We start from the raw sequence: 25,256 nt of genomic DNA on the forward strand, positions 1-25,256 counted from the left end.
CAACATTAGTTCACACCATGAACCTAATTCTGGCAAGGGGGCGCCCTGGAGCACCGCACCCCAACTCAGGACAGGGCGGAAGCCGGAACGTCAGCCGCTTCCACGATGGCGGCGGCAAGACGCTCAAGATCGCGCCGCCCATCCGCGTCCAGGTTCTCCGCGACCTCGGGCAACCGCGTGACCGTCTCCGCGAACACCGCCTCGGCCAGCACCTTCCCCGCGGCCGTCACACCGAGCAGGATCACCCGCCGATCCTCCTCCGACCCCACCCGGCTGACCAGGCCACGCCGCTCGGTCCGATCGACCAGCTGGCTCAACGCGTTCTTGGTCATCCCCAGCGAGGCGGCGAGGTACGTCATCCGCCGAGGCTCGTTCCTGATCGCGCACAACAACGTGGCCTGCGTGGGGGTCAGGTCGTGCTCGGCGCAGATCTGCGCGTACCTCCGCTGGATCAGGACCGAGAGCCAGAAGAGCTTGTCCCCGTACCCCACACCCACCACCCCCTTGCTCACCACCCAACCCCCAGCCTACCGACGCCACCCCCCTCCAAACGCCAAAAACCCCCGGCCATCCAGCCAGGGGCTTCCGCCGCACCACCAACCGCAAGGCGACCCAACGCCACCTCACGCCACCTCACCTCACGCCACCTCACGCCACCTCACGCCAAATCATCCCAATCCTCAGCGTGCACCGGCAGCCAAACCCTGGTCACCGTCCCATCCTCAACCCCAAAAACCTCAATAGCCCCCCCGTGCCACTCCGCGATGGCCCGAGCCAGCACCGTGCTGACCCCGGTCGACACCGCGGTCCGATCAGCCCGCCCCCACCGCCCCAACCGGGCGATCGCCGAGTACATCCGACTCCCGCTCGCCTGCAACGGCCGGGGATCGAGCACGTCCAGCACCCACCGCCCCTGCCGAACCCCCGTCGACACCGTCACCGACTCACCCTCGGTGCTGATCCCGATGGCCGCCGACAACGCGTAGTCCAGCATCGTCACCAACCGCTCCGCATCCCCGAGCACGGTCACCGCCTCCTCCTCCGAGGACACGACCAACCGAACCCCCCGATCCGAGGCCTTGTCGTCGATCCGCCGCATGACCCCGCCCAACAACGCGGTGATGTTCGCCGGACTGTGATCCGCGGTCACCGCCCCGCCTTCGAGCCTCGCCAGATCCACCAGATCCTCAACCACGCTCAACAACCGCGAGGCGTTCCGCTCGATCGCATCCGCGAGCTGCCCCTGCACCCCGCCCGAATCCTCGGACTCCTCCTTCAACAGCGCGGCCGAGGAGGCCACCACCGTCAGCGGGGTCCGCAACTCGTGGCTCATCGAGGAGACGAACTCGGTCCGCAGCGCGACCAACCGGGTCAGCTCCTCGTTCGACAGCTCCAGGACCCGCTGCGCGGCGACCCGCTCCGTCACGTCCTGCATCACCAGCAGCGCGCCGACCCGCTCGTCCCCCAACCCCACCGGCTGGTAGCTGTACTCCACAGCCCGCCCGTCGAGCAGCTCCAGCTCCCCGGTGATCTCCTCGTCGACCACCCCCTCGCTGATGATCTGCTCGACCGGGTGCCGGGTGGCCCCGATCGGCCGCAGGTGCTGCTGCAACAACGTCCCGGCCACCGCGCTCGGCGAGAAGTCGATCCCCAGCCACGACAGCGCAGCCGCGTTCGCGTGCGCCACCCGCCCCAGCTCGTCGAACTGCACCACGCCCACGTTCAGCACGTTCACCATCGTCCGCAGCCGGAACGCCTCCTCGCGGGCCCGCCGCTCCGCGGCCCCCCGCTCGGTCACGTCCACCGCGAACCCCACCACCGCGCCCACCGACGGCGAGCTCAGCATGTTCCGCAGCGTCACCCGCATCAGCCGCCACGCCCGCCCGGCCGCGCCCATCCGGACCTCGAACGTGCGCCGGGTCCCGCCGATCTGCCACACCTGCCGCACCGCGTCGGCGACCACGTCCCGGTCCTCCGGGTGCACGAACCGCATCGCCGACGCCATCTGCTCACCGGCGAGCGCGCGCGCGTCGATCCCGGTCTCGGCGGGCGCCGACACCCACTTGATCGTCCCGTCCTCCGCCAGCGCCAGCACCAGCACCGGCGAACGGCTCATCAGCGCCCGGTGGAACTCCCCGCCCCCGGCCTCGGGCGCGCCCCACGTGCTGTTGTCGATCCTGCGCAGCGTGCACGTGGTCACCAACCCGCGCTCCGGGGTCAGCTCCTGCTCCACCACCGCGTCCAGGTCGATCTCGGTCCCGTCCGCGCACCGCGCGGGCAGGTCGAACCGCAGCGGCATGGTCGCCTCGCCGGACACGACCTCCAGCTCGCTCACCAGCCCGGCGAACGCGCCGCGCACGTGCTCGGGCACCAGCAGGTCCACGATCAGCTTCCCGACCGCCTCCTCGCGCCGGTACCCCAGCAGCTCGACCGCCTCGTCGCTGAACTCCACGATCCGCGTGGCCGGGTCCGTCGTGATCCGCGCGGCCCCCGGCTCCTCGCCGTCCAGCACGCCTTCGACGCCGATGGCGCCGGTGTTGACCAGCACCGCGTCCAGGGTGCGCACGATCGCCTCCGCGGCGTGCACCACCTCGACCCGGTGCACGCCCTCGCCCGACAGCACGGCGCCGCCGTGCTGCATCCGCAGGAACACCTCGTCACCGTCGGCGGCCACGGCCTCGTGCGGGCCGCTCCAGCGGACGGAGGTGATGCCGGGCAGCGACCGCAGGGAGTCCAGCGCCTTGCGGCGGGTCCGCGTGATGGGCTGGTCGCGCCTGGTGATCTCGACGATCGTCGTGGACAGCTGATCCAGGATGTGCGCGGGCACGTTCCGCTCCTTCCGCCGCGTCGTTGCTCTCGTGCTCGACCACGGCGTCGGCCGATCGGGTGAATGCCTTAAGGCCTGCTCCCCACCTGCACCCGTGGGGTCCCAAGCGCACCCGACCCGCCACCGAACGCCCGGAGCCGATTGACTCACATCACAGGGGGCGGAGCCGTTGGGTCCGGGCACGGCGGCGGCCACCACCCGAACGGGGAGGGCCGCTCCGCGCTGTCCCGACCCCGGCACAACGACCGGGCGGGCCCGGTCCTGAGCCGGAACCGCCCGTTCCGCGGGTCACCCACCGAGCCCGCGCGGCCAGGCGTCCCGGCGCCCCGACGTCCCGGCGTCCCGCCCAGGAGGACCCATGCCAGGCCCCACCCCAGCCCCGGCCCGCCGGGGAGCGCTCGCCCCCGAGGTCTTCCGCTCCCGGCACCGCGTCATCCGGCTGATCACGTTCCTGCTGGTCCCGCTCGTGGTCGTCACCGGTCTCGCGTCCGGCACCCTGGACGGCTCGGTGCACACCGGCGACCAGTCCGCCTGGGTCGTCGCCTTCGCCGCCACCGCCCTCGCGTGCGCCGCGTTCGGCGACATCGCGCACGGCCAGCGCGGGCGCGCGGTCTGCGTGGCCATCGGCCTCGACGCCGCCGTGAGCGCGCTCGTGCAGGCCATCGGCGGCAGCACCCACCTGCACCTGGCCTACCTGGTCGCGGTCGCGCTCGTGGGCCTCTACCAGGACTGGGTGCCGCTGCTGCTGTCCGTGCTGCTGATCTTCGTGCACCACCTGGCGTTCGGCGCCCTCGCGCCCCAGCTGATCTACTCCGACGGCACCCCCCACCACCTCGCCCTGCCGCTCGCCCTGCTGCACGGCGCCCTGGTGCTCGCCATGTGCGCGGTGCAGATGGTGCACTGGCACTTCGCCCGCGCCTCCGAGGCCGCGCTGCGCCGCTCCCACGAGGAGACCCGCCGCCTCGCCCTGGTCGCCCGCCGCACCGCCGACGGCATCGTCATCACCGACGCCCACGGCGTGGTCGAGTGGGCCAACGAGGCGTTCTACCGGATGACCGGCCTGAGCCCGTCCAGGGTGGAGGGCCGCACCAGGACCGGCCTGTTCCCCGAGCCGCTGGCCCCCGAGCACGCCGCCGCGCTCGACCCGGCCACCGCGCTCGCCTCGTCGGCCGCGCGCGGCCCGGTCGGCGGCGAGCTGGAGTTCCGCACCAGCACCGCCGCGGGCAGGCCCTACTGGACCGCCATCGAGGTCCACCCGGTCACCGAGGCGGGCGTGACCAGGTTCTTCCTGGTCGAGCGGGACGTCACCGCCCGGCACGAGGCCGAGCAGGAGCTGCTGCGGGCCCGCGAGCGCGCCGAGGCGCTGACCGAGGAGCTCAGCCACGAGAAGTTCCTGCTCTCCGACGTCATCTCCTCCATCCCGCAGCTGCTCTACTGGAAGGACAACGGCGGCCGGTACCGGGGCGCGAACCAGGCCCTGCTCGACGAGCTGGGCGTCTCCGCCGCCGACGAGGTCATCGGCCGCACCGACACCGAGATCGGCCTGGTCGGGCCGCTCGCCGAGGGCATCCGCTCGGTGGAGCGGCAGATCGACGAGACCGGGCTGGCCGTCATGGACCAGCACGTCAGCCTGCCCGCCTGGGAGGGCCCGCCGCGCAGCTTCCTGCTCAGCGTGCTGCCCCAGCACGGCCCGGACGGGGCCCGCACCGGCCTCATCGGCGTCGGCGCCGACGTCAGCCGCGTCGCCGACCTGGAGCGCGCCCTCGCCCAGGCCAACCGCCTCGAGGCGCTCGGCCAGCTCGCCGCGGGCGTCGCCCACGAGATCAACACCCCGGTGCAGTTCGTCTCCGACAACACCAGCTTCCTCGCCGAGTCCTTCGGGGAGCTGCTCACCGCCGCCATCGCCACCCGCGCCCTGCTCACCGCCGCGACGGCCGCCGACGCCACCGGCTCCGCGCCCGCCGCGTTCGACCTGGAGGCCGCCGTGGCCGTGGACGCCGCGCTCGACATGGACTTCCTCACCGAGGAGGTGCCCAAGGCCATCGCCGAGTCCCAGGAGGGCCTCGGGCGGGTCGCGGGCATCGTCCGCGCGCTCAAGGACTTCTCCCACCCCGGCGCCGGGCGCGGCGCCGTCGACGTCAACCGGGCCATCGAGAGCACCGCGCACATCTCCCGCAGCGAGTGGAAGTACGAGGCCGAGCTGGACCTGGACCTGGACCCGGAGCTGGGCCTGGTGCCCTGCTACGAGAGCGAGCTCAAGCAGGTCGTGCTCAACCTGATCGTCAACGCCGCCCACGCCGTCTCCGAGCGGCGCGCCACCGCGGAGCACTCCCCGCTCGGCCGCATCACCGTCAGCACGCGCCGGGACGGGGACCAGGTCACCATCTCCGTTGCGGACAACGGCACCGGCATGGACGAGGGCACCAAGCTCCGCATCTTCGAGCCGTTCTTCACCACCAAGGAGGTCGGCAGGGGCACCGGCCAGGGCCTGAGCCTGGCCTACAACGTCGTCGTGCAGCTGCACGGCGGTCGCATCGACGTCGACACCCACCTCGGAGAGGGCACCGTGTTCACCCTGACGCTCCCCCTCGACGCCGTCCCCGCCGACGGCTCCGCACCGCAGGCGGTGTTCGCGTGAGCGCCGCGCACCGCGTCCTGTTCGTGGACGACGAGCCCCAGGTGCTGTCCGGCCTGCGCCGCTCCCTGCGCAAGCACGCCGACCGCTGGGACCTGCGCTTCGCCGAGGGCGGCAGGGCCGCGCTGGAGGTCATGGCCGCCGAACCCGTCGACGTCGTCGTCACCGACATGCTCATGCCCGGCATGACCGGCGCCGAGCTGCTCGCCGAGGTCCGCAGGCTGCACCCCACCGCCGGGCGGCTCGTGCTGTCCGGGCACGCCGACCGGGAGGCCGTGATCGCCGCGGTCGCCTCCACCCAGCAGTTCCTGTCCAAGCCGTGCGACGCGGACCGGCTCGTGCGGGCCGTCGAGCAGGTGCTGACCGTGCGCGACCTGGTGCTCGACGACCGGCTGCGGGTGGTGCTCGGCGAGGTCCAGTCCCTGCCCAAGCCGCGCTCGGTGCACCAGCGCATCCTCGACCTGACCGCGCGCGAGGACTGCGACCTGGACCAGGTGGTCGAGCTGGTCGAGAGCGACATCTCGCTGTGCGTCGAGGTGCTCAAGCTGGTCAGCTCCTCGTTCTTCGGGCAGCAGCGGGAGGTCGGCGGCATCGCGCAGGCCGTGTCGCTGCTCGGCGTCGACACCATCCGGGCGCTCGCGATCAGCGGCAAGGTGTTCTCCAGCGGCGCCACCCCGGACAACCTGGACCTGGCGGCGCTGCGCACCCGGTCCGTGCGCACCGCCGCGCTGGCCCGCGACATCGCGCTCGCCGAGGGCTGGGAGACGCCGGTGGTGCACCAGGCGTTCCTGGCGGGGCTGCTGCGGGACGTGGGGCTGCTGGTGCTGGCCGACAGCAGGCCGGACGCCTACCGGGCCATCACGGCCGTGCCGGAGGACGAGCACTGGGCGGCGCACGACGCGGAGGTCGCCGAGCTGGGCTGCTCGCTGCCGGAGGTGAGCGCGTACCTGCTGGGCACCTGGGGGTTCGCGATGCCGGTGGTGCGGGCGATCGCCTGCGCCCCGGCCGCCGCCGGGGGCGCGACGGGGGAGCGGACCGCGCGGGCGGTGGACTTCGCGCGGCAGCGCGCGGTGGGCCGGGCGCACGTGGACCCGGTGGAGGGCGACTGGCTGGACGCGGCGCGGCTGGAGGCGTGGAACCGGGTCTGCGACCGGGCCGCGCCGGGGCAGGGGACCCCGCTGCGGGAGGCGGTGGTGCCGTCGGCGCCGTGAGGCGCTGCGGGGGGCGCTGCGGGGTGCGCCGCGGCCGAGCGCGGTGACCGGGCGCTGCGACGACCAGGCGCGGTGATCGGCGCTGCGACCGGGCGCTGCGACCGAGGGCTGCGGTCGGGCGCTGCGACCGAGCGCCGCGAAGTCGGTTTGGACGGCCGGGCAGCACCCCCAGTGCTGCCCGGCCGGGGGCGGGGCGGTCGTCGCCACGCCGGGACGCCGCGGTGGTGGGCCGTCCGCCCCGGACGCGTGGCCTGCGCCCGGCGCGGGCCGTCGACCGGGCGCCCGCACAGCGAATCTAAAGAACCCCCACCTGTTCCGAAAGCTTTTGCACCTTCCCGCAAAGGCCCAGCTCGCCACCACGGGGAACCGATCACCCCGCACCGCGCGCCCTCCGCCGCGCCGCTCCACCCGCCCTTCCACCGTCCCCTCCACCGTCCCCTCCACCCACCCCCCTTCCAGGGGCCCGGAAGGGGTGAATCTGTCACCCGTCCGCGTAGAACTTCCTGCGCCGCGCAACCACCCCACCCCCACCGGGGCGCACCCTCGGCTGGTGGTGCGCTCACCGGACCCCCGCACGCCCGACCCCCGGCAGGTCCCCGCCTACCGGGGCGTCCGCGAGTCGGCCTGGGTGGTGCTCGGACTGCTGGTCGCCACCGGCCTGTGGGTGTGGCCCTCGCCCACCACGACCGGGGTCGTGTTCGGCGTCGGCGCCGCCGCCCTGCTCGTCGTCACCGCCCGTCTCGGCTCCCCCCGCTGGTGGGTGCTGGCCGCCGCCCAGGTGATCGCCTCGGCGGGCTGGGTGTTCGGGATGCCCGTGCTGCCCGAGGTCGGCGGCGCGATCGCGGTGGCCGCCCTGCTCGGCCTGCTCCGCCCGCGCGGCACCGCCCTGCTCGACCTCTGCGTCGTCGCCCTGTCCACCGGCGTGCTCGTCTGGGCGCTGCCCACCACCCAGCCGGTGCTGGAGCTGGTCACCGCCGTCCTGCTCCTGTCGGTCACCGCCGCCGCGTTCCTGGTCGTCGGCACGCCCCGCCGCTCCCGCCTGCTGCACTGGGCGTTCACCTGGTTGCTGGCGTCCCTGCTCAACCCGGTCACCCCGGTCGTCGCCCTGCTCGCCCCGGTCCTGCTCACCGCCACCCTGCCCGCCCCGGACGCCGGTCGCGGCCCGCGCGCGCTCGCCTGGGGCAGCCGCGCCGTGCTGGTCGGCTGCGTCGCCCCGCTGCCGCTCCTGCTCGCCCAGCGCGCCCTCCAGTCCTCCATCGAGGACGTCGTCGCGATCGCCGCCGTCTCCCTGATCGCCACGGTCCCGGTGCTGGTCAGGGTGTCCCTGCGGCACCGCGACCGCACCGACGACCCCCGCCTGCGCCGCAGGCTGCGCAACCGCACGGTCCGGGTCTGCCTGGTGTTCGCCGTCGCGGGCCTGCTGCCGCTGGGCGTGCTCGCCCAGCTGTCCATCGCCGTCGCCAGCCAGACCGTCACCGCCGAGGTCGAGCGCCGCCTGGACGCGTCCGCCGAGGTCGCCGCCGCCGAGCTGGCCAACACCCTGGACTCGGCCCGCTCGCTGGTCCGCTCCTACGCCGAGCGCCCGGAGATCCGGGAGGCCAACTTCGCCGAGGGCGCCGGCGCGCTCGACGCGGTCCGCGAGGCCGTCACCTCCCTGCAGCGGCAGAACCCCATGTTCGAGGCGACCTGGGCGATGGACGCCGAGGGCACCCTCGTCGCCGTCTCGCCCGGCCCGGCCACCCCGCCGCGCAACAACTTCGCCTACCGCGACTACTTCCAGGGCGCGCTGAGCACCGGCGGCCCGTACGTGTCCCAGGTGTACGAGGGGCTGCGCGCCGACCACCCCGAGCTGGTCGCCATCGCCGCCCCCGTCCGGGCGGGCGCCGACATCGTCGGCGTGATCGCCACCAGCTTCCCCATCGGCGCGCTCACCGGCTTCGTCAGCGAGGTCGCCGCGGGCCAGGACGTGCGGCTCGCCGTCGCCGACCGGGGCGGGTCGCTGCTGACCGGTGAGCAGCTCGACACCCCCGGCCTGACCAGCGGCCTCGGCGACCCGCAGATCGCCGCCGCCCTGCGCGGCCAGCGGGGCCGCGCCACCACCGGCCCCGCCGACAACCCGGTCGAGACCTCCTACCGGTCCGTGCCGGGCCTGGGCTGGGCGGTGGTGGCCAGCATCGACTCGCGCACCGCGTTCGCAGGCGTCGCCCGGTTCACCGGCCGGGTGCTCGCCGTGACCACCCTGCTGCTCCAGATGCTGCTCGTCGGCCTGGTCGTCACGGTCCGCAGCGAGCGCCGGGGCAGGCTCGCCGAGGAGCGGCTGGCCCGCAGCGCCGCCCACACCGACTCCATCCTCAACGCGGCGGGCGACGCCTTCGTCACCATCCGCCCCGACGGGGTCGTGACCAGGTGGAACAGCAGCGCCGAGCGGATCTTCGGCTGGTCCGGGGAGGAGGCGCTCGGGTCCGCGCTGGTCGACCTGGTCGTGCCCGACGTGCAGCGCGCGGACCACTTGGCCGGGGTGCGGCGGATCATCGAGGGCAGAACGCCGACCATCCTCGGCACCACCCGCGAGGTCGTGGCCAGGCGCAAGGACCGCTCCGAGTTCCCGGCCGAGCTGACCCTGTGGTCCTCGCACTACGAGGACCGGCGGGTGTTCAGCGCGTTCATCCGCGACATCACCGAGCGCAAGGCCGCCGAGGAGGAGATCGCCCGCGCCCGCGACGAGGCGCTGTCCGCGTCCCGGATGAAGTCGGCGTTCGTGGCGAACATGAGCCACGAGATCCGCACCCCGCTCAACGGCGTCATCGGCCTCACCGAACTGCTGCTGGACACCGACCTGGACTGCCGCCAGCGCGACTACGCCCAGACCCTGCAGAACTCGGCCGACGCGCTGCTCGCCGTCATCAACGACATCCTCGACTTCTCCAAGATCGAGGCGGGCAAGCTGGAGATCGACCCGGTCGACTTCGACCCGCGCGCGCTGGTGGAGGACGTGGTCAGCCTGCTCGCCGCGTCCGCGCAGGCCGCCGGGCTGGAGATCGCCGCCGTGGTGCACCCGCCGATGCCGCCCGCGCTGGTCGGCGACGCCCACCGCATCCGGCAGGTGCTGGTCAACCTGGTGTCCAACGCGATCCGGTTCACCCCGAAGGGCGAGGTCGTGGTGTGGGTGGACGTCGCGCCCGCCGCGCCCGGCGAGTCCGGGCACGAGGTCACCTTCACCGTCGCCGACACCGGCATCGGCATCCCCGACGAGCGGCAGCAGCACCTGTTCGAGGCGTTCACGCAGGTCGACGCGTCCACCACCCGCCAGTACGGCGGCACCGGGCTCGGGCTGACCATCAGCAAGCAGCTCGTGGAGCTGATGGGCGGCGAGATGGGGCTGGCCAGCCAGCCGGGGGAGGGCAGCGTCTTCTACTTCACCCTCCCGCTGCCGCCCGCCGCCGCGCCACCGGCCCCGCCGACCGCCCGACCGGACCTGTCCGGGCTGTCCGTGCTGGTCGTCGACGACAACGCCACGAACCGGCAGGTCGTGTCCGAGCTGCTCGGGGCGTGGCGGGCGCGGGTGGTGTGCGCGGACGGCGCGGACGAGGCGCTGCGGGAGCTGCGCGCGGCCGTGGACGGCGGCGAGCCGCTGGACGTGGCGCTGCTGGACATGCGGATGCCCGGACTGGACGGCCTCGGCCTCGCCGCGCTGATCCGCGCCGACCGGCGGATCGCCGGGACCGCGCTGGGCATCCTCACCTCCACCAGCGACGCCGTGGAGGCGAAGCGCGCGCGGGCGGCCGGGATCGAGGTGTACCTGGCGAAGCCGGTGCGGGCGAGGGCGCTGCGCGAGGCGGTGGCCAGGCTGGTCGACGGCGACGCGCCGCAGCCGGGCGGCGCGCCGGAGCGGGCCGCGGCGGCGCCTGCGCGGGCGGGCGCGGGGCTGCGCCTGCTGGTCGCCGAGGACAACGAGGTGAACCGCCTGGTGGCGGTCGAGATGCTGACCGCCCTGGGGCACCGGGTCGACGTGGTGTCCGACGGCGAGCAGGCCGTGGCGGCGGTGCGGGGGAAGCACTACGACGCGGTGCTGATGGACTGCCAGATGCCGGTGCTGGACGGCTACCGGGCCACCGAGCGCATCCGCGCGCTGACCCCGCCGCGCGGGAGCGTGCCGGTGATCGCGCTGACCGCGTCGGCGCTGGCGTCGGACGCGCAGCGGTGCCGCGAGGCGGGGATGGACGACTTCCTGAGCAAGCCGCTGCGCCGGGACGTGCTGGAGGCGGCCCTGCTGCGCGCGGTCCGCTCGCCCGCGCCGAGGCCGAGGCGGGAGGGCGACGGGGCGGTGGCGGCGGGGGCCGGGGTTCGGGCCGGGGGGACGAGCGGGTTCGGCGGGGCGGCGGGGACCGGGGCGGTGGGGTTCGGGGGCGGGGCGGCTGGGCTCGGGGGCGGAGCTGCGGGCGGCGCGGCCAGGCTCGGCGGTGGCGGTGGCGGTGGCGGTGGCGCGGGCGGGACGGCCAGGCTCAGTGGTGAAGGGTCCGCCGGAGGCGGCGGGACGTCAGGCCGCGCAGGGGGGTCGACCGGCGGCGGTGGGTCAGCCGGGGCCGGTGGCGGGCCGGGCAGCGGCGGCGGGCTTGCCGGGGGCGGCAGCAGGTCGGCGGGCGGGTCCACTGCGTCTGCCGCGTCTGCCGCGTCTGCCGGGGTTGCCGGGGTTGCCGGGGTTGGCGGGTTCGGCGGTGGTGGCCGGGGGAGTGCCGATCGGGCCGGTTCCGGGCCGGGCGCCCGCGCGGACGCGGAGCCGTCCCCGGACTCGGGCCCGGCCGCCCCGACCCCGAACGTGGCCGCCCTCCTCGACCCCGATCCCTCCGACCTGCCCGACCCCTCCGACCTGCCCAACCCCTCCGACCTGCCCGGCCTCCCCTCCCTCCCCGCCCTCCTCGATCCCGAGATGGTCGACCAGACCCGTGACCTGGGGCCGGAGGCGGCGGCCAGGTTGCTGGAGTCGTTCACCGGCCGGGCCCCCGACAAGGCCGCCGCGATCGTCGCCGCCGTGCGGGCGGGCGACCTCCCCCTGGTCGGCGGGCTCGCGCACGGCCTGCAGGGCAGCAGCGTCACCCTGGGCGGTCGGGCGCTGGGGGCCGTGTGCGGGCGGCTGGTGGCCGCCGCGCGCGAGGGCGACCTCGGGCTCGCCGAGCGCCTCGCCGACGGGATCGAGGCCCTGACCGGGCGGACGTGCGCCGCGCTCGCGACCGCCCTCGCCCCGCCCGCGCCGTTCGATCCGGTGACGCACCCCCGGTCGACCGGCCGGGACCGCTGAGCTGGGCCAGGCTGGTCGGGCCGATCACCGCCGAGCGGTCGCGCGTCCGCCCCGGACACCCGGAGCGGCCCGCCGCCCGCTCGTCCGGGGCCGGTCGTGGCGGCGCGGGACCACCGGTCCGGTGGTCCGGCGCCGCCGCGGGTGTCGTCGCGGGGTCGGTGTTTCCGGTGGTCGAGCGCAGGGGAGCGGGCGGGGCATGAGCAACCGGCGGGTCCTGATGGTGGACGACGAGCAGCGCGTCCTCGACGGTCTGCGCAGGATGCTGCGGGGTCGCTACGAGCTGACGACCTCGGTGTCCGGCGCCGAGGCGATCGGCCTGGTGCGCGAGAGCGCCGAGCGGCGGGAGCCGTTCGCGGTGGTCGTGTCCGACATGCAGATGCCGGTGGTGAACGGCGCGGCGCTGCTCGCGTCGGTCAACCGGATCTCCCCGGACACCGTCCTGATGATCCTCAGCGGCCAGGCGGACATGAGCGCCACGATCGCGGCGGTGAACAACTCCTCGCTGTTCCGGTTCCTGACCAAGCCGTGCGGGGCCGAGGACCTGACGCGGGCGCTGGACGACGCGCTGCGCCAGTACGAGCTGCTGCACGCCGAGCGCGACCTGCTCGAACGCACCCTCAACGGCGCGGTGGAGGTGCTCACCGAGCTGCTCTCCAGCGCCAGCCCGGTCGCCGCCGCGCGCAGCGGGCGGGTGCGGGCGCTGGTCGCCGCCGTCACCGAGGCGGTCGAGGTGGCCGACGGGTGGGAGGTGCGGCTCGCGTCGCTGCTCAGCCAGGTCGGCTGCGTGAGCGTGCCGGAGGAGGTGCTGCGCAGGGTCGTCGCGGGGGAGGAGCTGGCCGACGCCGAGCGGGCGCTGGTCGCCGGTCACCCGAACCTCGCCCGCACCCTGCTGGGACGGGTGCCGAGGCTGGAGCGGGTGGCCGCGTGGGTGGGCGCGCAGCCGGTGGAGCTGGCCGAGGCGCGCGCCCCGCTGGCCGTGGACGCGCCGGGCAAGCGCGGATGGCCGGGGGAGCTGGTCTTCGCGACGGCCGTGACCTGCCTGCTCGGCGTGGAGGGCGGGGTGCCGCCGGAGGAGCTGGCGACCCGGCTGGTCGAGCAGGGCTTCCCGGCGCCCCTGGTGTCGGCGGCGCTGGGCGCGGAGCTGGTGGCGACCGGCGGGCGGGTGCTGCGCTCGCTGGGCGTCGACGAGATCATGACCGGGCACGTGCTGGACCAGGACGTGCTGACCACGGCCGGGGTGATGCTCCTGCGCAAGGGCGAGCCGGTGACCGACACCCTGCTCATCCGGTTGAAGCACTACGCGCGCACGGTGGGCGTGGAGGAGCCGATCCAGGTCTTGTGCTGAGGGCGGCGCTCAGCCCCGCTGCCCGGCCCCGCTGCTCGGCCGCGCTGCCCGGCCGCGCTGCTCAGTCCCCCTGCTCAGCCCCGCTGCTCAGCAGCCGGGTCGCGGGCGGCGAGGACGGCGCGGATGCGGGCGCACGAGTCGTCGAGGTGGGCGCGCAGCTCGGCCAGCGCCCTGGCCACGTCGCCGGAGCGCACCACGGCCGACAGGTCGGCGTGGTCCTGGGCGATCGGCCCGAGGTCGCGGTCGGTGTTGGTGATCTCCAGCACCGCCGAGAACAGCGGCCGGTGCAGCGACCAGGTGGAGGTCAGCCAGCGGTTGCCGCCGATGCCGCAGAACCCGAGGTGGAAGTCCAGGTCGGCGGCCACGAACCCGGCGGCGTCCCCGACCTCGGCGCTCCGCCGCATCCGCGCCAGCGCGTCGTCCAGCGGCGCCCAGTCCGCGTCCCCCGACCGGGCGATGGTCTCCCGCACGGCCAGCTCCTCCAGGGCCCCGCGCAGCGAGTACAGCTCGACCAGGTCCTCGTCCGTCAGCCCGCGAACGTGCACCCCGCGCTTGCGCGTCTCGACCAGCCCCTCGACCTCCAGCTGCCGCAACGCGTCCCGCACGGGCCCCCGGCTGACGTCGAACCGCTCGGCGATCCACCCCTCCACCAGGTGCGTCCCCGAGGCCAGCTCCCCGCGCACGATCAGGACGCGCAACTGGGCGAGCAGCAGCTCGCCGAGCGGCGGCTGGCGAACCGGGCTGACGATCATGGACTGACTCCCTAGTGAGGCGATCACCCCGGATTCTCCCAGAGCACCCCCACCCCGCCGGACAGCGCCCGCCCGGCGAACCGCCCCCCACCCCACCCCGGAACCCACCCCCGGAACCACCCCGCACCCACGCGCACCAGCAAGAACCCGCTCACACGCCCTACACCCCACGCCGCCCGCGCCCCGCCGATCCCCTCCGCGCCCACCTGACCGCGCTCGTGCTGTGTCGCGCCCACCTGACCGCGCTCGTGCTGTGTCGCGCCCACCTGACCGCGCTCGTGCTGTGTCGCGCCCACCTGACCGCGCTCGTGCTGTGTCGCGCCCACCTGACCGCGCTCGTGCTGTGTCGCGCCCACCTGACCGCGCTCGTGCTGTGTCGCGCCCACCTGACCGCGCTCGTGCTGTGCCGCTCCCACCTGATCGCGCCCGTGCTGTGCCGCTCCCACCTGATCGCGCCCGTGCTGTGCCGGCTCCACCTGATCGCGCCCGTGCTGCGTCGACTCCACCGGGCCCGCCCCGCGCTCATCGGCCCCGACCGCGCCCAGGCCCACCCGGCCCGCGCCGTTCGCGCCTGCCCGCCTCCGCCCGCGTTCTCCGGTCCCGTTCGCGCCCAGGCGTCCCCGCCCGCCCGTGCCCACCGCCCGGCAGCGCGGCCAAGTCCCGCGCGGCCAAGTCCCGCGCGGGCAATGGGCATCCCCACCCGCCCGCGCCCACCGGCCCGCGTCCACCCCGCCCGAAGTGCCCCACCCGGTGCCGGCCCCCCACACCCACCCCTGCGCCCACCCCCACACCCACCCCCGCAACTTCCCCCACCCGCCCCCGCGCAAGGAACCTCACCGTCCCGCGAGGGTGTCGGCCGATCGAGCCGTCCGCGTGCCGCGTTCCCGCTCTGCTGCCACGCTGGGCGTCCGTGACCACCGAAGACGTGCGCGTGCTGCTCATCGACCTGGAGAACGCCGTCGGCGCCATCCGGCCCCGGCCCAGGGTGCTGCGCGGCCGGGTCGCCGCGCTGCTCGGCGCCGCGGGTCCCGTGCACCACGCCATCGCGGGCTACTCCGGCGCCGACCTCGCCGACGACCCCACGGCCTCCCTGCTGGCCGAGCTGGGGGTGGGGGCGCTGCGGGTCGCGCCCGCGCAGGACGCCGCCGAGAACGCCCTCCTCTCCCACGCCCACCGGGTGCACGACGCGCTCGGCTGCCGGGTGTTCGTGGTCGCCTCGGCCGACCGCCGCTTCGCGGAGCTCGCCGCCCTCGGCCGCCTCGAACTGCTCGCCTGGGCGGACCAGCCCATCGCCACCAAGCTGCTCGACGTCGCCCACGAGCTGACCCGCGTCCCCCGCCCCAGCGGCGCCCCGCAGGTCGGGCACGCCGAGCACGACGACCACCCCGCCGAGCCCGGACCGGTCACCGCGCTCGACGCCTTCCGCCCCGGCCCCGGCACGCTCGGCGCCGTGCTGGCGGCGCTGCTGGTCGGGGTCGGCATCGGGGTGGGGCAGCGGGTCGTGGAGGCGATCGGCGGGCGCGCGGGCCACGGACCGGGTGGGGGAGTGACCCACTGAAGCGTGAACATCCCCGCTTCATCGAAACGACCGGGTCCGCCGATCCGAACCCCCGGTGACGGCTCGTTCACCCAGCGTGGAGGTTCTCCCGATGAAGTTCGCAAGACTCGCCGTGCCGCTCGCCCTCGTCACGTCCGCCCTGCTCGCTCCCGCGGCCTCCGCGGCCCCCGCGGGCCAGGAGGCGGACCGGGGTGTCGCCGCCACCGAGCGGGGCATCGGCCTGAACCTCGGTCTCAACCTGGGCGTCAACCTGGGCGGCTCGTCGTCCTACGAGCGCGGCGCGGTGCTCACCGGCGCGGCCGAGGTGCCCGGCCCCGGCGACCCGGACGGCTACGGCACCGCCAGGATCGAGGTTCGCGCCACCTCGGTCTGCGTGAAGCTGTCCACCCGCCGGATCGGCGAGGCGACCGCCGCGCACATCCACGCGGGCGCGACGGGCGAGTCCGGCCCGCCCGTGGTGACGCTGGAGGCGCCCACCGACGGCTACAGCTGGGACTGCGCGCGGATCAGCCTGGACCTGGCCTACGACCTGGTCGTGCACCCGCGCGACTTCTACGTGAACGTGCACACCGACGCGTTCCCGGACGGCGCCATCCGGGGCCAGCTCCGCTGGTAGTCGCGCTCACCGGGCGGGCGTCCCCTCGGCGCCCGCCCGGTCGGCGACCCCACCCGAACGCCCCGCCGGAGCCGCCCCGCAGCACCCGTGCTCAGAACCGCCCGATCGCCACGACCAGCGCCAGCACCGCGAGCACCGCGGCGGGCACGCTCCCCTTGACGTCGCCCTCCTTGAGGTGGACGCCGACCGCGATCACCATCGTGATCACCAGCCCGACCGCCGCGACGGGCGTCAGCACCGGCGCGATCCCGGTGGCCCACGGCAGCACCAGCCCGAGCCCGCCCAGCACCTCGACGGCGCCGACGCCCTTGACCTCCGCGTCCTTGCGGTGCTCGACCCAGCCCATCCCCTTCTCCAGCAGTTGCTGGCGCGGGGTGGCCAGCTTCATCCCGCCCGCGGCGACGAAGGCCACGGCGAGCAGGCCCTGGAGCACCCACAGCACGACGTTCACGAAAACCCCTCACGATGAGACTTGAAGTTTCAACTGCCACCATCTCATCTCATGTGAAATTTCAAGTCAAGTAGCATTCCCCCATGGCCGAACCGACCGCCGCCGAACAGCCCAACTGGCTCGACCCCCACCAGCTCCACGACTGGAAAGCGCTCGCCGGGGTCCTCGTCGCCCTGCCCAGCGCCCTGGAGAGCCAGCTCAGGCGCGACTCCGGCCTGTCCCTGTTCAGCTACCTGGTCATGGCGGGCCTGTCCGAGGCCCCCGACCGCTCCCTGCCGATGAGCGAGCTGGTCGCCTTCACCCAGGGCTCCGCCTCGCGCCTGTCGCACACCGTCACCCAGCTGGAGCGCCAGGGCTGGGTGACCAGGACCCCGAGCCCCGACAACGGCCGCGTCACCCTGGCCACCCTGACCGACGAGGGCCTGGCCAAGCTCGCCGACGCCGCCCCCGCGCACGTCACCGAGGTCCGCAAGCTCGTCGTCGACGTCCTGGGCCGCGACGAGCTGAGCGCCGTCGGCGCCGCCTGCCGCACCCTCCTCGACGCCCTCCTCGGCGTGGGCGGCTGCCCAGGTCGAACCCGCCCCGACCCGACCTGACCAGCCCCCGAAGCACGCCCTCGAAGCCCGCCCCCAAGCCCCCCGCTACCCGACAGCGACCCCGGTGACCCCGGTGACCCCGGTGACCCGCAGGAAGTCCAACTTCTCCGCGTCCACGCTCCCGGCCGCCGCGCTGTACACCACGATCTTCAGGTCCGCCCCCGGCACCGTGAGCACGTCGCAGTCCAGCACCACCTCGCCCACCGCCGGGTGCGCCACCACCTTCCGGTCGTGCGTGTGCTCGCCCACCGCCCCCGCCCGCCACAGCTCCGCGAACCGCTCGCTCCCCGCCAGGCACCGCCGCACCAGCTCGGCCAGCCCCCGGTCCGCCGGGTACCGCACCGTCGCCGCCCGCAGGTCCGCCACCAGCGCAGGCTCCAGCGTCAACGACCCCCGCCGCACCGGCAGCGACCCCAGGAACGCCGCCGCCACGATGTTCCGCTCCGCCGCGGGCAGCCGCAGCGGGTCGCCCAGCAGCGCCGCCCACAGCGGCGACCACGTCACCAGCGTCCAGTCCGCGCTGAACACCGCCACCGGCAGCTCCCCGAGCCGCGCCACCAGCCGCTGCACGCTCGGCGGCACGTGGCTGTCGATCACCCCGCTCGACGGCGGCGGCAGGTGCGCCAGCCGGTACAGGTGGTCCCGCTCCGCCGCCGCCAGCTGCAACGCCCGCGCCAGCGCCGCCACGACCTGCTCCGACGGGTTCCGCGCCCGCCCCTGCTCCAGCCGCACCAGGTAGTCCACGCTCAGCCCGGCCAGCGCCGACAGCTCCTCCCGCCGCAGCCCGCTCGCCCGCCGCGCCCCGGAGACCGGCAGCCCCACGTCCAGCGGCGAGAGCCGGTCCCGCCACCCGCGCAGCGCCTCGCCCAGCGCGTTCCCCGCCGAAGATCCCGTCACCGCCCCAGTCTCGCCCACGGGCGCCCCCACGAGGGTGGTACCGCCGTTCCCACCGACCGGCGGGGCACTGGGCCCCGCCCTCCCCACCCCCGAACCTGGTGACACCACCACCGAACAGGGAGGCTCCGCCGTGGAGCGCAGCACCACCGTCATGACCGGGGCCAGCAGGGGCATCGGCCTCGTCGCCGCCCAGCACCTGCTCGCCACCGACCGCGACCGCAGGCTCGTGGTCCTCGGCCGGGTCCCCGCCGAGCTCGCGGGCCCCAGGGTCACCGCCATCCCCACCGACCTGTCCTCGCTGGCCGACGTGCACCGCGCCGCCACCGAGGTCACCGCGCTCCTGGACGCGGGCCTGCCGCCGCTGCGCGGCCTGATCGCCAACGCGGGCATCCAGCACGCCGACGCCCGCACCACCACCGTCGACGGCCACGAGGCCACCTTCGCGGTCAACGTCATCGCGAACCACCTGCTCCTGCGCGTGCTCGCCGACCGCTTCACCACCCCGGCCCGCGTCGTGATCACCACCAGCGACACCCACTTCGGCGACCTCAAGCACAACCTCGGCATGGTCCCCGCCCCGCGCTGGCGCGACCCCGAGGTGCTCGCCGCGCCCGGCGCGTTCCCCAGGCCCGGCAGCGCCACCGCGGGCCGCGCCGCCTACTCCACCAGCAAGCTCGCCACCGTCCACCAGGTGCACGAGCTGGCCAGGAGGCTCCCGCCCGGCGTCGAGGTCCTCGCCCACAACCCCGGCTTCGTCCCCGGAACGGGCCTGACCCGCAACGCGGGCCCCGCCGTCCGCTTCACCGCCAAGCACTTCCTGCCCCTGCTCGCCAGGACCCCGATCGCCACCGACGTGACCACGGCGGGCCGCCACCTCGCCGAGTCCCTCACCCGCCCGATCACCACCGGCGACTACGTCGACCGCGACCACGTCGCCGACTCCGCGCCCCAGTCCTACGACCGGGACCGCGAGGCCCGCCTGTGGGCGGTGCTGGAGGAGCTGTGCGGGACCTGGGTCCCTGCCCGGTAGGGACCGAAGACCGCTGACCGTGGCCGCCGCGAGGAGCAGGCTCGGTGCCAGGCAAGGGAGGTCCTCGGATGGCGATCACACCGGTTCACCCCCACAGCGCACCGGTCGCCGCGGCGGACGCGGAACCCCGCACCGCCGCACCGGCCCCCGACCCCCGCGCTCCCCTCTCCCCAGGGGGCGCGGTGGCGACGGTGACCTCCTTCGCCGCCACCCTGCCGGGCCTGCCCCTGCGCGCCGCGCTGCACGCGGTCGACGCCGCCCCGACGCCACGCCTGTGCGCCGGGACCGCGCTGACCGCCGCGCTCGCCGCCGCGAGGGGCGCGGGCCTGGCGACAGGTGGGGCCGTCGCACTGCTGCACGTGCTGGTCCACGCGTCGCACCGGTGAGGGACGGCCGCGCGGTCGCCGGGCAGCGACCGCGCACCCAGGGGCCGCCCGGCGTCCTGACCCCCCGTGACGCCGGGCAGCCCCGCACTCCACTAACAAAAAGTCACCAAATTCCGCCCGAACCAGCGACCTGAACGGTGGGCGCACATCACTTCGGTTGCTTTTGGTGAACGGCTCAGGTGCATCCCCGGTAAACCGTTCCCTCTGTCGAGCGAGACACGACGGAGGGACGGCAGGTGATACCGGTGGTGCACGACGATCAACTCAGGCCCGGTTCCCCGCTGCGCAGGGCCGCCCTGTTCGCCGCGCTCTACGCCGCAGCCTCGGCCCTGGGCGGCCTGGTGGTCGCCGACGGCGCCGTCCTCAACCAGGTCTGGCCCGCCTCCGGCGTCCTCGCGGTCTGGTTCTGCCTCCAGCGCGGCTGCGCCCGCCGCTGGGTGGACCTGACCGCCCTGACCGCTGTCACCCTGGCCTTCACCACCCCCACCGCGGGCTTCCCGATCGCCCTCGTCTGCCTGGTCACCACCGCCGCCCAGGGCGAGCTCTTCGCCCGCCTCCTGTCCCGCCTGCGCCCCGACCTGTGGGGCGCGGGCGGCACCCGCCCCTTCGGCCGGACCTCGGACCTGGGCGCCCTCCTGACCGCCGCCGTGGCGTCCACCACCGCAGGCGCGGTCCTGTGCGTCCTGGGCGTGCAACTGGCAGGCGGCCACCCCGCCTGGTCCGAGGCCCTGGTCTGGACCGCCCGCAACACCGCCAGCATCCTGCTGGTCGGCACCGCGGGCCTGTGCGTGAGCCGGGCCCGAGCCACCAACCGCGCCACCCCGCGCCGCCTGCACCTGCGCACCGCAGGCTTCCTCGAAGGCGTAGCGGTAGTCCTGGGCTCGGCCACCGCCTACCTCATCGCCTTCGTCTACAACCAGGGCCTCCCGCTGGCCTTCCCCCTGCTCCTGGTCACCGTCTGGGCCGCCCTGCGGATGCCCACCACCTTCGTGGCCCTGCACGACCTGGCACTGGGCGGCGCGGCCGTCCTGTTCACCCTGCACGGCCACGGCCCCTTCGCATCCATCACCTCGCCGGTGACCCGCGTCCTGGTCGTGCAGGTCTTCATCCTCATGGTCGCCGTGGTCGGCCTCACCCTCGCCCTGGGCCGGGACGAGCGCACCGCCCTCCTCGACGAGTTGGCCCAGGGCCGCAGGGACGCCTCCGACCAGGCCGACCTGCTGGCCGCCATCATCGACTCCATGGCCGACGCCCTGGTCGTCGTGGACCGCGAGGGCACCCCCAGGCTCCGCAACCCGGCGGCCCGCCGCCTCCTGGGCGACGACCCCACCGCCACGACCCTCACCCGCCCGGACGGCACCCCGCTGGCGAACGCCGACCTCCCCCACGCGGTGGCCCTCTCCGGCCGCCGCCAGGCCCACGGCGAGGACCTCCTCCTGCACACCACGTCAACCGCGGAAACCCGGATCGCCCACATCACCGCCACCGCCCTCCCCGGCAACGAGGCGGCGGTGGTCCTCTTCCACGACGTCACCGCCGAGCGCAGGCACCGCGACGAACTGGCCAACTTCGCCGGTTCCGTGGCCCACGACCTCCTCACCCCCCTGACCACGGCCCACGGCTGGACCGACCTCACCGCGAGCCTCATCGAGGACCACCCCACCCACCCGGCCGCCAAGTCGCTCACCGACGCCATCGACCGCGTGGCCAGGGCGAACACCAGGATGAGCACCCTCATCACCGACCTGCTGGCCTACACCACGGCGAGGGACGCCACCGTCAACCCGGTGGCCATCGACCTGGGCGCCCTGGTCGCCGAGGTGGCCGCGGCCCGAGCCGACGCCGCAACCGCCACAGGCGCACCCCCGCCCAGCTTCCACATCAGCGACCTCCTCCCAGTCCGAGCCGACCCGGTCCTGCTCCGGCAACTGATCGACAACCTGCTCGGCAACGCGATCAAGTACACCGCCGAGGGCGTCCCCCCGCGCATCACCATCGACTCCCACGCAGACCGAGCAGGCGCCGTGCACGTCGACGTGGTCGACAACGGCATCGGCATCCCCGCAGGCCAACACGGCGCGATCTTCGACAACTTCCACCGAGCCCACCGCACCAGCGGAAAACTGGGCACCGGCCTGGGCCTGGCGATCTGCAAGCGCATAGTCGAACGCCACGGCGGAGAGATCACCGCCCAGGACAACCCAGGCGGCGGCTCCCGCTTCAGCTTCACCCTGCCCGCAGTGAGCTGACCGCACACCACCGCACAGCCTGACCGCACACCGCTATGCAACCTGGGCGCGACCACGCGCAGCCAGAGCTCGAACCCCGCACAGCCGAGATGCGCCCCAGCCCCGACCGCTTCGCGGGCTGCGGGGCGAGCGCAGCGAGCCCGCAGCACACTCACCCGCGTCCCTCTTTCCCGTTTGGCCTGGCGAAGCCCGAGCACGCTTGTCAAGACGCCGCCGCACTGCCCGGAAGACCGCCCGAGCCAAACGGCGTCTTGACGAGCGTGCTTGCCTGAAAGGAGGCCACACGGGAAAGAGGGACCCGGACCACCGCAGGGGTAAACCGGACCACCCACGGAACGGCCACCGGCCGGCAGAGCCCGTCCCCCTCTTTTTTGGAGGTCTGCCCCGCCGGCGAGGCGTGCCCTTCAGCTTGTGATCTTCAGCCCTTGATCTTGATCTCGCCGCCCCCACAGCCGCCCCCGCCCCCCACTCCCACCCCTCACCACAACGCGCTGGCCAACACCACATGCGCCGCAGTCCCGCTGAAAATGCTCAACAACGCATTCCCCCGCCACAAATGCAACCCACCCGTCACCGCCAACCCCACCACCACCGGAACCGCCTGCCGCACATCCCCCAGCTCGGTCTCCCGCACCGTGTGCAGCACCAGGATCAACATCACCCCAACCGGCAACCCATCCCCCACGTGGGCCAACAACTCACTGGACCGCAACCGCCCCAGGAACGTGAACGGCAACGCCCGCAACCCCCACGTCACCCCGGCGCTCACCAACACCGCCGCCACCAGGTACGGAGCCTCAGGCACGACGCCCCCCGCGCTGCCCCCCGCGCTGCCCCCTGCGCCGCTCCACCAGGAACGTCACCACCAGGTACCCCGTGAACAACCCCATGGCCCCCACCAACATCCCCTCGCCGAACACCGCCCCCGACACCACCGCGCACACCACCGCGGCGATCGGCGCGGGCAGCTTCCGCCGCACCCGGTAGGCGTCGATCCCCAGCACCAGGAACAACGCCGTCAACGCGAACCCCAACCCGTGCACACCCTCCGGCACCAGGTTCCCGACCAGCCCGCCCGCCGTCACGCTCGCGACCCACACCACGTGGAACCCGCCCTGGATCGCCAGGATCCGCCCCCGGCTCCACCCCCGAGCCTCCGGTGACGCGGTCAACGCCCAAGCCTCGTCCGTCAGCGCGAACGTGCTGTACACCTTCGCCCCGGCCCCCCGAACCCGGTGCAGCGGGAACGACAGCGCGTAGAACACGTGCCGGAAGTTCACCAGGAACGCCGTCACCGCGATCTGCGACAGCGGCGCCACCGCCATCACCAGCCCCAGCAGCAGGAACTCGAACGACCCGGCGAACACCACCGAGGCGAACACCGTCCCCCACCACCAGGCGAGCCCCGTGTGGGTGACAAGAACACCAAACGCAAGCCCGAGCGGGACCGCGCCAAGCGCCGCGGGAAGCATGTCCCGAAGCCCTCGCGACACACCCCCGCCCTCGACGGCGCTCTCAACAGCGCCCTCAACGGCGGCAGGGGAAGAAACCGACATGCCACAACTTTATGTCCCCCAACCCCCGCTTGGATTGCTCCACGTCGCCTTATAATCGCCAAATGAGCAACAAACCCAAACTAGACGACACAGACCGAGCAATCCTGTTGCAACTCTCCGAGGACGGCAGGCTCAGCAACACCGAGCTGGCCCGCCGGGTCGGCCTCACCCCGGCCCCCTGCCTGCGCAGGGTCCAGCGCCTGGAGCGGGACGGCGTCATCGCCGGTTACCGAGCCGTCCTGGACCCCACCGCCGCAGGACGCCCGTTCGAGGTGGTCGTCGCCGTGGAGATCACCTTCAACGACCGCCAGACCGTCGTCGACTTCGAGGCCGCGATCACCTCCTACGACGAGGTCACCGAGGTCCTCCGCCTGTTCGGCCTCCCCGACTACTACCTGCGCGTCAACGTCGCGGACAGCGCCGCCTACGAGGGCTTCATCATGAACAAGCTCAGCACCCTCAAAGCCGTCAACCGCATCGTCTCCCACCAGAACATGAAGACCCTCAAGAAGACGACCTGACCACCTGCCTAACCGACCGCCTGACCACCCGCCTAACCGACCGCCTGACCAAACACCCTCCCCCGAAACGCGTGCGCCGCAACCACCCCGGCCCCGACCACCAGCACCCCCGCGCTGACCGCCAGCGACCAGTGCAGCCCCACCACGGCCCCCAGCAACCCCACCGTGAACCCGCTCCCGGCCTTCAACCCACCCGCCGACACGTTGTACAACCCGATCACCCGCCCCCGGTCCGCCGCGGGCGCGAGCAACTGCACCACCGTCTGCGTGATCGACATCGACGCCAGGTTCGCCACCCCGCCCACCACCAGCGCGACCACCGCCACCGCGTAGTTCCCGGACAGCGCGAACACCACCGTGGTCACCCCGTAGAGCGCCGTGGCCGCGATCGCCGCCCCGACCTTCGGCCGCACCCACCCGGTGGCCTCCAGCACCAGCCCGCCGATCACCCCACCGGCCCCGTTGGCGAACAGCAGCACCCCGTACGCCACCCCCGCCGACCCGGCCCCCAGGTCGTGCGCGAACACCGGCATCGCCGACTGCATCGAGGCGCCGACCAGGAACGACCCCAACCCCGCCAACGCGATCATGCTCACCAGCGTCCGGTCACCGCGCACGTCCCGCAGCACCCTGACCGCATCCCGCACCCCCACCCTGGCCTTCCGCGCACCGCCCTCCCTGACGTGCCCGGTGAACCGCGTCCGGAACAGGAACAGCGTCAGCGGCAGGTAAAAAGCGATGTTCGCGAAGATCCCCCACGTCGGCCCGAGCCCCAGCAGCAGCGCCGACCCGACCACCGGCCCGAACAGCACCCCCAGGCTCCGGAACGTCGCGTTCAGCCGAACCGCGCTGGGCAGCTCCTCCCGCGAGACGAAGTCGTGCAGCAGCATCTGCTCGCCGGGTCCCCACATCGCCCCGGCGCACCCGTGCAGCACCAGCAGCACGCACGCGTGCCACACCTGCAACGCGCCCGTCAGGAACAGCACCCCCCAGGCGGCCGACACGAACATGAACAGCCCTTGGGCGGCCTGGATGAGCCTGCGGCAGTCGTACCGATCCGCGAGCCCGCCGAACCACACCGACAGCAGCAGGAACGGCACCCAGTGGCTGATCACCTGGAACCCGGTGAGCGCGGGGGAGTGGAAGCGCTCCCACAACACCCAGTACGTGATGACGTGCTCGATGTTGTCGGCCATCATGGCCAATCCCGTGCCGAACAGGTAAGGACGGCAATCCTTGTTCCGCAACGCCGCGAACCGCGCCACTCGCACCGCTGCCTTTGTTCCCGTCCCCATCCCCACCCCCATCCCCGCTCCTGCTGTCGTTCCGG

The 25,256-nt window shown here is 74.1% G+C and carries 19 protein-coding genes; 11 read left to right on the top strand and 8 right to left on the bottom strand.

The window, feature by feature from the left end:
* Positions 1 to 65 precede the first annotated feature (65 nt).
* Both CNX65_RS12040 and CNX65_RS12045 read right to left on the bottom strand, forming a co-directional pair.
* Positions 66 to 512: a MarR family winged helix-turn-helix transcriptional regulator gene (locus CNX65_RS12040; RefSeq protein ID WP_198320460.1), complete on the bottom strand. Its 447-nt coding sequence runs from the start codon at positions 510 to 512 to the stop codon at positions 66 to 68.
* 146 nt (positions 513 to 658) lie between these two features.
* Entirely contained in the window at positions 659 to 2,827 is a 2,169-nt protein-coding gene (locus CNX65_RS12045; protein WP_096492865.1) for a PAS domain-containing sensor histidine kinase, read from the bottom strand.
* 358 nt (positions 2,828 to 3,185) lie between these two features.
* Between CNX65_RS12045 and CNX65_RS12050 the strand changes: the two genes are divergently transcribed.
* From CNX65_RS12050 to CNX65_RS12065, 4 genes are all read left to right on the top strand, one after another.
* Entirely contained in the window at positions 3,186 to 5,465 is a 2,280-nt protein-coding gene (locus tag CNX65_RS12050) for a sensor histidine kinase (protein WP_096492866.1), read from the top strand.
* Positions 5,462 to 6,673 (top strand): HDOD domain-containing protein, encoded by a 1,212-nt coding sequence (locus CNX65_RS12055; RefSeq protein ID WP_096492867.1) that lies wholly within the window; start codon positions 5,462 to 5,464, stop codon positions 6,671 to 6,673. The genes CNX65_RS12050 and CNX65_RS12055 overlap by 4 nt, the downstream gene beginning before the upstream one ends.
* Before the next feature lie 550 nt (positions 6,674 to 7,223).
* Positions 7,224 to 11,969 (top strand): response regulator, encoded by a 4,746-nt coding sequence (locus CNX65_RS12060; protein ID WP_269770700.1) that lies wholly within the window; start codon positions 7,224 to 7,226, stop codon positions 11,967 to 11,969.
* Positions 11,970 to 12,165: 196 nt separating this feature from the next.
* Complete coding sequence (locus CNX65_RS12065; protein ID WP_096492868.1) at positions 12,166 to 13,314, top strand: HD domain-containing phosphohydrolase; 1,149 nt, start codon at positions 12,166 to 12,168, stop codon at positions 13,312 to 13,314.
* A gap of 74 nt (positions 13,315 to 13,388) precedes the next feature.
* Here CNX65_RS12065 and CNX65_RS12070 read toward each other — a convergent pair whose 3' ends face one another.
* On the bottom strand, positions 13,389 to 14,066 hold the full coding sequence (locus CNX65_RS12070; protein ID WP_096492869.1) for a GntR family transcriptional regulator: 678 nt from the start codon (positions 14,064 to 14,066) through the stop codon (positions 13,389 to 13,391).
* A 910-nt stretch (positions 14,067 to 14,976) separates the two neighbouring features.
* Between CNX65_RS12070 and CNX65_RS12080 the strand changes: the two genes are divergently transcribed.
* The gene (locus CNX65_RS12080; RefSeq protein WP_096492871.1) at positions 14,977 to 15,624 is read left to right on the top strand and encodes a hypothetical protein; all 648 of its coding nucleotides are present in this window, start codon (positions 14,977 to 14,979) and stop codon (positions 15,622 to 15,624) included.
* Positions 15,625 to 15,715: 91 nt separating this feature from the next.
* Positions 15,716 to 16,240 carry a CHRD domain-containing protein gene (locus tag CNX65_RS12085; protein ID WP_096492872.1) on the top strand — a complete coding sequence of 175 codons (525 nt, stop codon included), beginning with the start codon at positions 15,716 to 15,718 and terminating at the stop codon, positions 16,238 to 16,240.
* A 91-nt stretch (positions 16,241 to 16,331) separates the two neighbouring features.
* On the opposite strand, the gene CNX65_RS12090 is transcribed toward CNX65_RS12085, so the two are convergent.
* Entirely contained in the window at positions 16,332 to 16,691 is a 360-nt protein-coding gene (locus tag CNX65_RS12090) for a DoxX family protein (RefSeq protein WP_096492873.1), read from the bottom strand.
* Between the two features lie 83 nt (positions 16,692 to 16,774).
* Here CNX65_RS12090 and CNX65_RS12095 point away from each other — a divergent pair, with 83 nt between their 5' ends.
* Complete coding sequence (locus tag CNX65_RS12095) at positions 16,775 to 17,287, top strand: MarR family winged helix-turn-helix transcriptional regulator (RefSeq protein ID WP_096492874.1); 513 nt, start codon at positions 16,775 to 16,777, stop codon at positions 17,285 to 17,287.
* A gap of 45 nt (positions 17,288 to 17,332) precedes the next feature.
* Here CNX65_RS12095 and CNX65_RS12100 read toward each other — a convergent pair whose 3' ends face one another.
* On the bottom strand, positions 17,333 to 18,202 hold the full coding sequence (locus tag CNX65_RS12100; protein WP_096497741.1) for a helix-turn-helix domain-containing protein: 870 nt from the start codon (positions 18,200 to 18,202) through the stop codon (positions 17,333 to 17,335).
* 112 nt (positions 18,203 to 18,314) lie between these two features.
* On the opposite strand from CNX65_RS12100, the gene CNX65_RS12105 reads away from it, so the two are divergent.
* The 3 genes from CNX65_RS12105 (at position 18,315) to CNX65_RS12115 (ending at position 21,849) form a co-directional block, all read left to right on the top strand.
* The gene (locus CNX65_RS12105) at positions 18,315 to 19,214 is read left to right on the top strand and encodes an SDR family NAD(P)-dependent oxidoreductase (protein ID WP_096492875.1); all 900 of its coding nucleotides are present in this window, start codon (positions 18,315 to 18,317) and stop codon (positions 19,212 to 19,214) included.
* A gap of 182 nt (positions 19,215 to 19,396) precedes the next feature.
* Positions 19,397 to 19,600, top strand: coding sequence for a hypothetical protein (locus CNX65_RS35275; RefSeq protein ID WP_198320461.1), 204 nt, complete (start codon positions 19,397 to 19,399; stop codon positions 19,598 to 19,600).
* Positions 19,601 to 19,845: 245 nt separating this feature from the next.
* Positions 19,846 to 21,849: an ATP-binding protein gene (locus tag CNX65_RS12115; RefSeq protein ID WP_198320462.1), complete on the top strand. Its 2,004-nt coding sequence runs from the start codon at positions 19,846 to 19,848 to the stop codon at positions 21,847 to 21,849.
* A 478-nt stretch (positions 21,850 to 22,327) separates the two neighbouring features.
* On the opposite strand, the gene CNX65_RS12120 is transcribed toward CNX65_RS12115, so the two are convergent.
* Together CNX65_RS12120 and CNX65_RS12125 are read right to left on the bottom strand one after the other, a co-directional pair.
* The gene (locus tag CNX65_RS12120) at positions 22,328 to 22,654 is read right to left on the bottom strand and encodes a branched-chain amino acid transporter permease (protein ID WP_096492877.1); all 327 of its coding nucleotides are present in this window, start codon (positions 22,652 to 22,654) and stop codon (positions 22,328 to 22,330) included.
* Entirely contained in the window at positions 22,647 to 23,321 is a 675-nt protein-coding gene (locus CNX65_RS12125; RefSeq protein WP_096492878.1) for an AzlC family ABC transporter permease, read from the bottom strand. Before CNX65_RS12125 ends, CNX65_RS12120 begins: the two co-directional genes overlap by 8 nt.
* Positions 23,322 to 23,467: 146 nt before the next feature.
* On the opposite strand from CNX65_RS12125, the gene CNX65_RS12130 reads away from it, so the two are divergent.
* A complete protein-coding gene (locus CNX65_RS12130) occupies positions 23,468 to 23,926 on the top strand; it encodes an Lrp/AsnC family transcriptional regulator (RefSeq protein WP_096492879.1) in 459 nt (152 codons plus the stop codon).
* Positions 23,927 to 23,958: 32 nt separating this feature from the next.
* Here the strand turns inward: CNX65_RS12130 and CNX65_RS12135 are convergent, their stop codons facing one another.
* Positions 23,959 to 25,173: an MFS transporter gene (locus tag CNX65_RS12135; RefSeq protein WP_232519795.1), complete on the bottom strand. Its 1,215-nt coding sequence runs from the start codon at positions 25,171 to 25,173 to the stop codon at positions 23,959 to 23,961.
* Between the last annotated feature and the right edge of the window lie 83 nt (positions 25,174 to 25,256).

Source organism: Actinosynnema pretiosum (assembly GCF_002354875.1).
Lineage (GTDB): Bacteria > Actinomycetota > Actinomycetes > Mycobacteriales > Pseudonocardiaceae > Actinosynnema > Actinosynnema auranticum.